This window comes from Natronobacterium haloterrestre (assembly GCF_900112205.1).
Taxonomy (GTDB): Archaea; Halobacteriota; Halobacteria; order Halobacteriales; family Natrialbaceae; genus Natronobacterium; species Natronobacterium haloterrestre.
This window is the reverse complement of the sequence record NZ_FOKW01000015.1, coordinates 72,502-84,631: the sequence shown is the minus strand read 5'-3', so window position 1 is coordinate 84,631 and position 12,130 is coordinate 72,502. Positions and strand designations below refer to the sequence as shown.

The following is a 12,130-nucleotide window of genomic DNA, read 5'->3' as shown; positions in this document are numbered from 1 at the left end:
CGATCGCGGACCGATCGGGCGTCACCGAACTGTCAAGGCTAACATCAGATCCCATCTGTACGGCGGACCGCAGGGGTGGAATCCTCATCTCCTTCTTACTAACCCAAAACCGCCGCCCATACTTAAGGCCCTTGAATTGTATCGGCGAAGGTAGGCAGTACCAAGCAAGCATTAGGGACGGGGTCGGGTCCGATACCGTTCTCGAGTGAAAAAGTAAATTGTGATTACGCGCGCGAGCACGAAAGCGCAGAGCAGTCCTGGCCGTGGTCGACCGATCGAGACTCGTCGGTCCGATCCAGTCTGTGTCGTCCCGGTCGGAGGCCAGACTGGGTCACAACACCGTATCCGGATCTGGACTCGAGTCCGCCACACACTTGCCGACATCATGCCTGTCGAGATCAGTGGCCGACTCCTCAGTGGGCCGTTGTCCGCGGCCCGATCACGGCTCGCCGGACAGTGCCGAAGTCGTGGGGCTTCTGGTCTCACCTCGGTTACACCGGGACGTGGCGCAGGGCCGTTTCACACGGGAACGAGTGTGTTAGAATCAAATAGTAGAACGTGATTGGAAGTACCATCAGATGGAAGAGAACACGGAAACGTCGGACTTTCTCGCGGCCTGTGATAGTTGTGGTACGGTATTTGCGGCGACGATAACGGCCGACGATAGAGTTCTCCCGATCGGTGCTCGAGACGGCTGTCGATGTGGGGGGACGTCGTTCTCTCGCATAGACGAAGAAGATTTCGAGGACCCGTCCGACACCGCCTGACGGCACCCGGGGGTCGTCCGTCATCGAACGGACCGGCTCGAGTTCGAAGGACTCGCACCCTCAGAACGGGCCACGACGTGGACGTCTCGTCGGTTGACTTGCGCGGTCGTCGTCGCGACCGTCCGAAGTGGTCGGGGTGTCGGATTCCACTATCGTCTCGAGCGATCGATACGTCCGATCCCAACGGTCATTGGAACGGAACCGGACTAGAGGAACGATGAGACGGCTGGCTTTGATCGTCTTGCTCGCGGTGATGCTGGTCCTCGCCGGATGTGGGGGTGGAGAATACGGACCGATGGGCGACGCTGCGCCGGAGATAGACGACGGGGCCAGTGGCGACGCCGACGCCTCGATGGACGGGGAGTTGGAGATCCATCACATCGACGTGGGACAGGCCGACGCAACACTTCTCGTCGAGCCGTCCGGCGAAACGATGCTGATCGACTCCGGCGATTGGCGCCAGGACGGGTCCGAGGTGATCGAGTATCTGGAGGCCCGGGATATCGACCGGATCGATCACCTCGTCGCCACGCACGGCCACGCGGACCACATCGGCGGCCACGCAGCCGTTATCGACCACTTCGAGACCGAACGCGATGGGATCGGAACGGCGTACGACTCCGGGGTGGCCCACACCAGCCGGACGTACGACAACTACCTCGACGCCGTCGAGGAACACGAGGTGGAACTCCTGCTCGTCGAGGACGGGGATAGCTTCGCGTTCGGCGACGCACGCGTCGACGTCCTGAACCCGCCAGCGGGTGACGCCGAGGCCGATCTGCACTCCAACAGCGTGGCCCTTCGGCTCGAATTCGGCGAGTTCACGTACCTGACGACCGGCGACGTGGGAGCCGACGCCGAACGCCGCATGGTCGACGAGCACGGTTCGACCCTCGGTTCCGACGCGTACCAGGCCGGCCACCACGGCTCGTCGACGTCGTCGACCGACCCGTTCCTCGAGCGGGTGGGGCCCGAGGTTGCGATCGTCTCGAGCGGCTACGACTCACAGTACGGCCATCCCCACGACGAAGTACTCGCCGCGTACGCCGATCGCGGCATCGAAACTTACTGGACCGCCGTCCACGGCGACGTCGTGCTGACGACCGACGGCACCGACTACGAGGTGGAGCCGGAACGCGAGTTCTCGACCGATTCGACCGATCTGCTCGAGGAGAAACCTGCTGACGATGAACAGGCAGCACTCACCCATCCAACTAACGTACCCACAGCACCACTAGCGGGACGATGACCGAGACCTACACTGCGACCCTCGATCGTATCGTCGACGAGGGGACGGCGGTGTTGTTGCTCGAGCGGGACGGCGAGACGGTCGAGCAACGCACCCTCGACGTCACGCGTCTGCCGGCAGACGGACGGCACGAGGGCGCAGTCTTCACGGTCACGCTCGAGGGCGGGGTCGAGTGCGGCGATATCGAGACGGTCGAGTACCGCCCCGGAGAAACCGAGTCGCGACGGGAGTCGATACAGGAGCGTCTCGATCGACTCTCCTCACGGTTGTCCGACCGGGACGAGTAGCCGTCGCTGTTCGGCGATCGACGACTGGCACCGTCCCGTAGGCATATGTGGCGAGTGGGCGTACTTCGACTCGAACCATGTCAGAGAGAGCTGACGGGCTGTTCCACCAGTCGACCGACCTCGATGCGGAGTCACCGACGCTGATCGAAGGACTGCCGGGCCACGGACTGGTTGCGTCGATCGCCGTCGACCAGATAGCAGACCAGCTCGAACTCGAGAAGTACGGGTCGATCCGCTCCGACGAGTTCCCGCCCGTCGCCTCGTTCACTGACGGGCTCGTCCAGGATACGGTACGCGTATACGGCGGCACGGAACCGGACGTCATGACCCTGCAAAGCGACGTTCCAATCCCGAAGAGCGCGTTCCCCGACCTGCGACGGTGCGTCCTCGAGGAACTGGCGAACGATTTCAGCCGCGCGATCTTCCTCGCGGGCGCGCCAGCGCAGTCCGAGGACCAGCAGGGCGATGTCGTCGGCGTCGCAACGACGGAAGCACTGAAAGCCGAACTCGAGGACGCCGGCATCGAGCGAGCACCGGAGTCCGGTGCCGTAAGCGGAGTGACGGGTGCACTCGTCAGCGCCTGTTATCAGGCGGACGTTCCGGCAGTTTTGCTGCTCGTTCGCGCGGATCCGCGGCTTCCGGACCCGGCCGCGGCACGGTCCGTGATCGAGACGGCACTCGAGCCGCTCGTCGACTTCGACATCGACACCACCGAACTTCGCGAACAGGCCGAGGAGATCCAGCGCCAGAAACAGCAGGTCGCACAACAGCTACAGCAGGCACAGGAACAGCAGGACGAGCCCATCCGGGGAATGTTCCGATAGGATCGTTCGTCTCGTCCGGATCGGTTCCAGTAGCCGATGTCGAAAGCCGTGACGAGGGTCGCGTCGCGTGTATCGGGGCGGATCCTCCCTTCGAGTCTCCGGCTATGCTCCGGGTATGGGCACCGCGGAGACGAACGCGCTCCAGAAATAGTTACGAAAATACAAAAACTCGAGCCGATACCTGTTCCCTGTGACCGGGATACCCGACCCCGAAACCTATTACGACGAACACGACGAGAAGGAGTGGGAACGGCTCGAGAGCTCCCTTCACGGCCGCCTGGAGTGGGAAAGTACCGTCGAGATCCTTCGGACCCACCTTCCGGAGACGGGACATGTCCTCGACGCCGGCGGCGGGGCCGGCCGTTATACGATCTGGCTGGCCGAACGCGGCTACGAGGTGACGCTCGTCGAACCCAGTGCGGGCCAGCGGGCGATCGCGAGGGAGAAAGTCGCGGAGCACGGCCTCGAGGAGAGCGTCACGATCCTGGAAGGCGATATTCGTGACCTCCCCCTCGATAGCGGTCGGTTCGACGCGACGCTCTGTCTGGGCGGCCCGCTTTCGCACGTCCTCGAGGCCGACGGGCGAGCGCGGAGCGTCCGTGAACTCGAGCGCGTGACTGCCGCCGGTCGACCGGTTTTCGTCTCCGTGATGGGGCTTCTGAACTGGCTGACCCTTCTCCTCGTTACCCCCAGGCATCTCGACTTGCTTCCCGAGTTGGCCGAATCCGGCGACTACGACGTCGACTTGCTCGGCGACCGCGAACCGCTGTTCACCGAGACGCACTTCTTCCGGGCCGACGAGCTGGAGTCGTTGCTCGCCGACGCCGACCTCTCCGTCGAGTCGGTCGTCGGTTTGGAAGGGTTAGCCTCCGTCTATTCCGCCGGTCCCCTCCGGGAGGAGGCTGCCCGGCGTTCCGACGCGGAATTCGACCGAATCCGTCGACTGGTCGACCACCAGCGGAACGACCGGACCGTCGCCGATATGTCGGCACACATGCTCGCGGTTTGCCACGTCCAGAAGTAGCCGACGTCGGCGAAACCTGCGGAGTCATCCGGTTGCCCAGCCCAGCCACGACCTGGTGCTCCGAGGAGTCGCCGGCTATCGACCGGAAAGTCGGCGTTCTCACGACGCAGGCGTTCGTTACGGGCGGAGTCAGGGACAGGGACAGGGACAGGGACAGGGGCAGGGGCAGGGATTACTCGACCCACGCGCCCTCGAGAACGGTGCCACCTACGTCCCCGAGGATCTCGAAGTCGGCATCCCCACAGTCACAGCCGATCTCTCCCCGATCGGTTGAACGGTTCCATCGCTCCAGGTGTTCACGGCGTAGGCGGAGTTGCAGGAGCGACATCTGGCGACGGCCCCTTTCCGGTCCCCATCGGGCATCGGTTCTCTTCGATCCGCGTTCCCCATAGCATTGGGTGGCCAGACGAGTGAATTTCTCGGCGTGATCCATTCGTTCGCCCACGACAGTTCGCGGTTTCACAGCCCGCTCCGAGGGAAGGGACCGTCGAGCATCGAAGATGTCGTCGAGGAATACTTATAGCGGTATAATATATTACTTGACGTAGTTCGATGAACAGGCGGGAACTCCTCGCCGTAACCGGAGCGACGGCCCTTTTCGGCTGTTGGCGATCCAGTCTACGCGAGAGCGATGACAAGCGTCCCGGCGACTCGAGGCCACGGTGGCTATCCGACGTCCCGCTCGACGGCTGGACGATGCGGCGCGGCGATCACCGTCGGACGGGCCGGGCCCCGAACGCGAGCCTGTCGCTCTCGGATACCCCGCAGGTCCGGTGGGAAACGACGGTCGCCGAACACGACGTGGGCGACATCGTCGCGACCGAGTACGGCGTCGTCACCGGCACCGGGGCGGACACTTCGACCGTGCTCTTTCGCCGTAACCCGACGAAGGAACACCGTGTGCGGGCGGGGAGCCGTCGCGGCAGCGAACCCGCGATCAGGGACGGCGTACTGTACTTCGGCGGGAGTAGCCTCACCGCGGTGAACGTCGTCGCCGACCGGGTCGAATGGAGCACGTCGATGGCGCCGATGCCGGGGGACAAGTCGGAGACTCCCGTTCCCGTACGGGGGACCCCCGTAGTTGATTCGAACGCGGTGTACGCCGTCGGAATGTTCTCGCGTGAGGGGATCTCGCTGTTCAGACTCGACGCTTCGGACGGGTCGCTCGAGTGGAACCGTCCTCTCTCGGACCGGCACCTCGACATCGACTACGAACCGGTCCTCCGCGACGAACTGCTCGTCGCCGTCGTTCCGGACCCGGGAACCGATACCCTGCAAGCGGTCGCCGTCGATCGGACGAAGGGAACCGAACGATGGCGGCAGTCCCTCCCGATCCCGGGCGGGTACGACGGGATGTCCCGCGAGTCGTTCACCCCCGCCGCGGCGGGCGAGCACGTGGTCTTCCGATCCGGGGAGACGATCCACGCCGTCGATCTGCGGACGGGGACGGTCGAGTGGGAGTATCGGTCGGAGCACGGGAACGTGATCGGTCCGGTCGCCGCGGACGACGAGCGCGTCTACGCTGCGACTCGAGAGGGGCAGGTTCTCGCGCTCGATCGTCGGACAGGAGAGCACGACTGGGTGGCGTCGATAGCGGGGCAGTGTCGCGAACCGATCGCCGTCGGGGACGAACACGTCGTCGCCGTCAGTCAGCGCGAGACCGGCGACGGGAAGGGAACCCACTCGCCGGCGACGGTGACTGCGATCGAGAAGGCGACCGGGAGTCCCCGCTGGACGTTCGAGCACGAGGGGACGGCACGGGCGCCCGTTATCGGCGACGGCTCGATCTTCGTCGGCTTCTGGACCGTCCGACACGGTGCCTGGTCGACCGTCGCGGCGCTCGGATGAGTACCGCGTACTACGCTCTCCGCCCCATCACGCTCGATCACGCTGGGTGCCCGTTCGGAGCGGTCACCGCCTTCGGCGGACTGTTTCCCGTTGTAGGTACGGCGCGTGGACGACCGGAGCGTCCCGTCGAACCGCAGGACGGACGTCCCGCCTCGAGCCCGGGAGCTATCGTGCTCGGTCGACTGCCGCCCAGAGCGCAGCCAGGGTCTCCTCGTCACAGCCCGCGACGTACAGGGGGCCGTCCCGACGGGTCGCCCCGCCGGCCTCCGCTGCGAGCAGTTCGGTGACCGCCTGCTCTTCCTCGTCCGGGTGGAACTGGACGAGCCCCTCGATCCGGCCACGGGCGAACAGACTCGAGTGGACGGTCGGGGCCCAGCTATCGAGAACGCGCTTGACCGTGTCGTCCAGTGCCTCGCGGATTTCGTCGGCCCGACGACCGAGGTCGGGGCTACGGGGGACGTCGCGGCCGACGATGGTCGCGACCGTGGCACCCTCGATGGGCACGTCGCTGTCGGCGGTCACGCGTTCCCCGTCGTAGCGAACGCCCGCGTTCCGGCGCGCGAGGTAGGTCTCGTCGGTTGCCGGCAGGTGGACGGCCGCCAGTAGTGGGTCGCCTTCCCGACGGACCGCAACGGAGGAGCCGAAGGTGGGCAGTCCCGCCGCGAAGTTGTTGGTGCCGTCCAGCGGGTCGATTATCCAGCGATACGGCTCGGTCCCGTCGAACTCCCCGGCCTCCTCGGCGAATACCTCGTGGGCGGGGAACGCCCGGCGGACGAGCGGGAGCATCCGCGCCTCGGCGGCTTCGTCGGCAGCCGCCTTCACGTCGTGAGCGCCGTAGTCGCCATCGTCGTCGCCGTCCCGGTACCGATCTCGAAGCTCCGCCCCGCCGGCCAACACGGCGGCGCGGGCGACGGCCTCGATTCCGTCTGGGTCCGTAGTCATGGTTCCCCCCGACCGTCCCACTCGGGTGCCAGCAGCCCGAATCGGTGGACGTCGCGGAACTCGCCCCCCGTGAACCGAGCCTCGCGCGAAACCCCTTCGCCGACGAACCCGACCCGCTCCAGGAGCCGCCGTGACGGGTCGTTTCCGTCGAACACCTCGGCCTCTACCCTGTGGAGCCCGAGTTCCTCGAACGCGTGTTCGACCAGCAGCGACACCGCTTCGGTTGCGTACCCGCGACCCCTGTATTCGTCGAAGAGCCAGTAACTCAGCGTCCCCGCGGTCCCGTCGACGTCGAACAGGTTCACCGCGCCGGAGACGGTCTCCTCGCTCCCGCGTTCCGACCCACCGTCTTCACCCCCGGCCGTTTCCGACCTCGTCCGCCCGTCGTCGGAGCGTCGTTCGTGGGACGGGCAGACGAAGAGGTTGCTGCTCGAGTCGTCCGTGGCGACGGACTCGAGGAAGGCGTCGACTCGCGACCCCGGCCAGGGCTTGTCGAACCCGAGGGTGCGTCGGAACGCCGGTTCGTTCCTGACGCGGCACAGAGCGGCCCGGTCGCATTCGGTTCGTTCCATCGGTCGAAGGGCGACGTTCGGTCCCCTCAGAAAGGCGTGTCCTGGCATGGCAGTCTCGTATCATCGTCCAGACGGGATCGTCAAATTCGTTTGGAGAAATCCCCTTCCCATCGGCGGTGAAATGAACCGGTTCCGTCACCCGCTGTGGGACCGGGCGAATAGTGGAGATCCGTTACTGCTACCCCGACATTTCATGTAGCCGAAATATGTGCTGCGTAGTCGAGAAGGGATGACCGAGTTCATCGCACCACCGCCTCTCGAACCGGGAGACAGCGATCGTCTCGCCGGCGTCGCGTCTCGCGTCGACCTTTCCCCACGTCTACGAACGCGGCCTCGAGTGCGTCCGTGGTCACGACGCAGTCCGTCGAGTTACGGCCCGTGCGTGATAGTTAGCCGGTGAGGAGATCGGGGAGGTCCGACAGGGACGAAATCGTATACGTCGGCTCCGGATCGGCCGCCGTTCGATCCCGGTCGTCGAACGGAATCCACGCCGTATCGATCCCGAGGGCGTTCGCCCCCTTGACGTCCTTGGAGAGGGAGTCCCCGACTTTCAGCACCTCGTCGGGTTCCACCTCGAGTCGTTCCAGAGCCAGTTCGAACGGCTCACGGGCGGGTTTCACCCGCGACGTGTCGGTCCCGTAGACGACCGCGTCGACCCGTCCCGTCAATCCGGCTGCCTCGAGTTTCGTCGTGTGGGTGTCCGCCGGTCCGTTCGTCACGATAGCGGTAGAACGGTTCGTTGCCGCCGCAAGAGCGGCGTCTGCTCCCGGCCGGAGGGAGACTGCGCCGTTGTCCAGCGCATCGTCGTACGCTCGGACGAGGTCGCCGGCGGGTATTTCGGTACCTGTGGCCGCCGCCGCAGTTTCGAATACCCGACGCTCGTACGTTTCGGCGTCCAGCGCGGCCGACCGCTGTCGGACGACCTCGGCTGCGAGTTCCAGCGTCTCCGCTCCGCAAAACGGTTCGATGCCGGCCGCGAAACAGGCGGCGAGAAACAGCTCCGTCGGGTCCTGATCGTGTTCGATGAGGGTCCTGTCCAGGTCGAAAATGACGGCCTCGTAGTGGGCCCGTGTTTGGGAACGCATCGATTACTTCCGGGAGATAACTGATGTGGGGAGTGTCAAATCCGTTTGGAGAAATTGCCTTCCCACCGGCGGTGAAGCGAACCGGGTTTCGCCGTTCGTTTCGGTCTCGTTCTTCAGAGTTATCACCGGTCCGCTCGTGGACGGGGGTATGGGACGGCGGGATCGGATGTCAGAGGGGAGGAAAGGTTCGGGGCATACGAACCCGGCGGACTCGTTCGGCCGACTCACGAACGCGACACGACTCGAGATGTTACGCGTTCTCGCCGCCGCAGACCCTCCCCTGGAGTACACCGAACTGTTCGAACGGGTATCCGTTACCGACAGCGGACAGTTCAACTACCACCTCCGACAGCTCGTAGACGAGTACGTAACCAAGTCGGAGCGGGGGTACGACCTCACCCAACCGGGGAGGCGAGCGGCCGATCTGCTCGCCACGAACTCCTTACAGAGCGGCGCGAGCCGTCGGTTCGAGCGGATCGACTCGCGGTGTGGGTGCTGTGGCGCTACCGCCGTCGAGATCGGGTATCGCGAGGGAGAGGGGGTCGTTCGCTGTCCCGACTGTGAGCGACGGCTGGCGGGGTTCGATTTCCCGCCGGCCGCCGCGACCGCGTATTCCCTCGAGGAGTTCGTCGACGCGTTCGCCCGGCGGACTCGGGCCTATTTCGGGCTGGCGGACGACGGGGTCTGTCCGTTCTGCGCCCATTCGGTGTCGTTCGAAATCCGGCTCTCGGCGGCGAGACGGCCCGACGACGTCCCAGCCGTCGGCACCTGTGTCGAGTGCCCGGCCGGGATCCGTGCACCGATCGGATTGCTCCTCTCGACTCGAACTCGCATCCTCTCGGCGTTCGCTGACGCAGGCGTGAACGTCCGGCAGAGGCCGTTCTGGGAACTCGACTGGTGTACGCTCGATGCGCCGGAAATCAGCCGGACGGATCCGCTCGCCGTCGAACTCGAGATCGAGATCGACGACGGGTCCGCGGTAGCGGTAGTCGATTCGGATCTGGAGCTTCTGGAGTTTCGCACCTGACGGCATCGGCGCGCTATCGGAATCGATCTCTCTCATGTCCAGTCCGGTTTCCGCCGATTCCGAACGGACGGCACAGTATCCGGTCTAGCGGGCGAGCCCAGCAGACCGTACTGGGCACAGCGTTTTACCGGATCGAAGAGTACACTGAGTCATGCGAGAAGCGGCCGTTTCCATCGGCGAGTCGGCGTTAGAGGCCATGGGGCTCGAGCCGCTGCTCGCCCTCGGTCGGGAGGCGGGAATCCAGGAGTTAGAGGGAATTCGAACGGCCGTCGATATGGGCTACTACGAGGTCCCCCGCGAGGCGACTGCGGAGGAGGTCGCCGCCGAACTGGAACTCGATTCGTCCACAGTTACCGAGCACTTGCAGCGAGCGGAGCGAAACGTGCTCACCAGGGTACTGTCGTAGCGCCCGCCGTCGACGAGCGATCAACCGAAGCCGTCGACCGGATCGGCGAGCGTTGCCAGCCCGGCCGGCGGGGAACCGACCGCGACCGAGTCCGTGCCGTCGCTCGTTTTCCGGGTTCTTGGTCGCCGGCCAGTTGATCCCTTTGTTCCGGTAACCTATCCCGATTGTGACACTCGACACCGAAGTATGTAGCATTAGTAACAATATTGCTGAACGGCTCCAACCCGAGAGGCCGCTGGAAGAAATTCCCGATAACGGGACTCTACCGTGCACCATTGGCCGTTCGCGTTCTCGGACGCCGTCGAACAGAACCGATTTCACTGCAACACTGTTCAGAAAACACACAAAAATATTAATTACTTTCACCAATAGCTACTGGTTGCAATGCGAGACAATAACACTCCCGACGACGAATCGCACGTCAGTCGACGCTCGCTCCTGCAGGTCACCTCGGGTGCCGTAGCCGGGGTCGGAATGACCGGACTCGCCGCGGCGACGTCGGACGGACTCCTCGAGGTGAACGTCGGTTTCGAGAATCGACGCGGGCGAAACGCGGCGGTCGAAGCCGCGGACGAGGTACGACGGGAATTCGCGTTCGACGCGATGACGATCACGGTTCCGCAGGAGGCGGTATCCGGCCTTCGGCGGAATCCGAACGTCCGATACGTGGAAGAGAACGGCCTGATGCAAGCGTTCGACCAGGTAACGCCCTGGGGCGTCGATCGCGTCGGGGCGCCCGATGCTCACGACGCCGGTGAGACGGGTGACGGGGCCGACGTCGCTATTCTCGACACCGGCATCGATTCGGACCACGAAGCGCTCCAGGACGTCCTGGGTGCCGGGAAAGCCTTCGTCCAGTGTGGCGAGAAGGTGAGCGGCGGCCCGCCGTGTAAGGTCGACGGCAATGGCAACGCGTGTAACCAGCCGTGGGACGACGACAACGACCACGGAACCCACTGTGCGGGCACGGCGGTCGCACCGGACGACGGCGTCGGGGTCGTCGGCGTCGCCACACAGTCGACGCTCCACGCCGTAAAGGTGTTAGACTGTGGCGGCAGTGGCTCCTACTCGGATATCGCGGCCGGGATCGAGTATACGGCCGATCAGGGGTGGGACGTCTGTAGCATGAGCCTCGGCGGTAGCCAGTCGGACGTCGTCTCCGACGCGGTCACGTACGCCCACGGACGCGGCGTCTTCCTCGTCGCGGCAGCGGGCAACGACGGTCCGTGTACCGACTGCGTGAGCTACCCGGCCGCGGAACCGGAAGTCGTCGCGGTCAGCGCGACCACGGACACCGATGCCCTCGCCGACTTCTCCTCGACGGGGCCGGAGATCGAACTCGCCGCACCGGGCGAGGACGTCTACTCGACCGTTCCCGGTGGCTACGATACGTTCTCGGGCACGTCGATGGCCTGTCCCCACGTCGCGGGCGCGGCGGGGCACCTGATGTCCAACGATTACACGAACGAAGAAGCGCGTAACCGCCTTCACGAGACGGCGGAGGACATCGGCCTCGAGGAGAACGAACAGGGACACGGCCTACTCGACGTGGCCAGCGCGCTGGGCGTCTGAGCCCGTTTTCGAACGCGCTCGACAGCCAGTAGCGACCGTCAGACTCGGGAGGTGTCGTTACCCCCGCTTTCGAGGGCTGAAAGATCCACGACGGCCGAACCCGGTCGGATTCCGCGGGTACGCGTCAGGAGATCCGATGCCGGACGATCGCTTCTGCGTCGCATTCGGGGCAGCGTTCGGTATCCTCGTCGACGGAGGTTCCGCAGCGTCGACACTCGTACACGACCGCTGTCTGGGTCCTCCGGGCGAGCAACCGGTTTACGTTTTCGAACAGCATGATCCGACGGTTACTGCGGGGTCACGACGTCCCGGCACTCGGGACACTCGGCGTATACCGTCGGTCCCGTCTCCGTTTCGTACTCGAGGATCACGTCGGTCGTCGCGATTCCGGCGCTGCAGAACGGACACGTACCGAGGGACGGTGGCTTCGTCGTGGACATGATGGTGGGTGGTGGATGGTGGATGGTGGATGACGGGGTATGCCCGTGGCAGGGACGGGGTTTCCCGCTCTACTCCCAGTATCATCC

The 12,130-nt window shown here is 64.9% G+C and carries 12 protein-coding genes; 8 read left to right on the top strand and 4 right to left on the bottom strand.

The genetic code is table 11. The features are described from left to right. The first annotated feature begins 984 nt into the window (after nucleotides 1-984). From BM113_RS20515 to BM113_RS20495, 5 genes are all read left to right on the top strand, one after another. Nucleotides 985-2,016 (top strand): ComEC/Rec2 family competence protein, encoded by a 1,032-nt coding sequence (locus tag BM113_RS20515; protein WP_177209244.1) that lies wholly within the window; start codon nucleotides 985-987, stop codon nucleotides 2,014-2,016. Further along, on the top strand, nucleotides 2,013-2,303 hold the full coding sequence (locus BM113_RS20510; protein WP_089789841.1) for a DUF3006 domain-containing protein: 291 nt from the start codon (nucleotides 2,013-2,015) through the stop codon (nucleotides 2,301-2,303). The genes BM113_RS20515 and BM113_RS20510 overlap by 4 nt, the downstream gene beginning before the upstream one ends. Nucleotides 2,304-2,380: 77 nt before the next feature. After that, nucleotides 2,381-3,127 (top strand): proteasome assembly chaperone family protein, encoded by a 747-nt coding sequence (locus BM113_RS20505; RefSeq protein WP_089789840.1) that lies wholly within the window; start codon nucleotides 2,381-2,383, stop codon nucleotides 3,125-3,127. A 190-nt stretch (nucleotides 3,128-3,317) separates the two neighbouring features. Then, nucleotides 3,318-4,151 (top strand): class I SAM-dependent methyltransferase, encoded by an 834-nt coding sequence (locus tag BM113_RS20500; protein WP_089789839.1) that lies wholly within the window; start codon nucleotides 3,318-3,320, stop codon nucleotides 4,149-4,151. Nucleotides 4,152-4,703: 552 nt separating this feature from the next. After that, complete coding sequence (locus BM113_RS20495) at nucleotides 4,704-5,999, top strand: outer membrane protein assembly factor BamB family protein (protein WP_245758138.1); 1,296 nt, start codon at nucleotides 4,704-4,706, stop codon at nucleotides 5,997-5,999. A 165-nt stretch (nucleotides 6,000-6,164) separates the two neighbouring features. Here BM113_RS20495 and BM113_RS20490 read toward each other — a convergent pair whose 3' ends face one another. From BM113_RS20490 to BM113_RS20480, 3 genes are all read right to left on the bottom strand, one after another. Further along, nucleotides 6,165-6,941: an inositol monophosphatase family protein gene (locus BM113_RS20490; protein WP_089789837.1), complete on the bottom strand. Its 777-nt coding sequence runs from the start codon at nucleotides 6,939-6,941 to the stop codon at nucleotides 6,165-6,167. Next, entirely contained in the window at nucleotides 6,938-7,561 is a 624-nt protein-coding gene (locus BM113_RS20485; RefSeq protein ID WP_089789836.1) for a GNAT family N-acetyltransferase, read from the bottom strand. Before BM113_RS20485 ends, BM113_RS20490 begins: the two co-directional genes overlap by 4 nt. A gap of 341 nt (nucleotides 7,562-7,902) precedes the next feature. Then, nucleotides 7,903-8,598, bottom strand: coding sequence for an HAD family hydrolase (locus tag BM113_RS20480; RefSeq protein ID WP_089789835.1), 696 nt, complete (start codon nucleotides 8,596-8,598; stop codon nucleotides 7,903-7,905). A 148-nt stretch (nucleotides 8,599-8,746) separates the two neighbouring features. Between BM113_RS20480 and BM113_RS20475 the strand changes: the two genes are divergently transcribed. The 3 genes from BM113_RS20475 (at nucleotide 8,747) to BM113_RS20465 (ending at nucleotide 11,603) form a co-directional block, all read left to right on the top strand. Continuing rightward, nucleotides 8,747-9,625 (top strand): DUF7351 domain-containing protein, encoded by an 879-nt coding sequence (locus tag BM113_RS20475; RefSeq protein ID WP_089789834.1) that lies wholly within the window; start codon nucleotides 8,747-8,749, stop codon nucleotides 9,623-9,625. A 151-nt stretch (nucleotides 9,626-9,776) separates the two neighbouring features. Then, complete coding sequence (locus BM113_RS22775) at nucleotides 9,777-10,031, top strand: helix-turn-helix domain-containing protein (RefSeq protein ID WP_245758136.1); 255 nt, start codon at nucleotides 9,777-9,779, stop codon at nucleotides 10,029-10,031. A 384-nt stretch (nucleotides 10,032-10,415) separates the two neighbouring features. Beyond that, nucleotides 10,416-11,603: a S8 family peptidase gene (locus tag BM113_RS20465; protein ID WP_089789833.1), complete on the top strand. Its 1,188-nt coding sequence runs from the start codon at nucleotides 10,416-10,418 to the stop codon at nucleotides 11,601-11,603. Nucleotides 11,604-11,890: 287 nt separating this feature from the next. Here BM113_RS20465 and BM113_RS22485 read toward each other — a convergent pair whose 3' ends face one another. Further along, on the bottom strand, nucleotides 11,891-12,043 hold the full coding sequence (locus BM113_RS22485) for a DUF7837 family putative zinc-binding protein (RefSeq protein WP_177209243.1): 153 nt from the start codon (nucleotides 12,041-12,043) through the stop codon (nucleotides 11,891-11,893). Nucleotides 12,044-12,130: the final 87 nt, after the last annotated feature.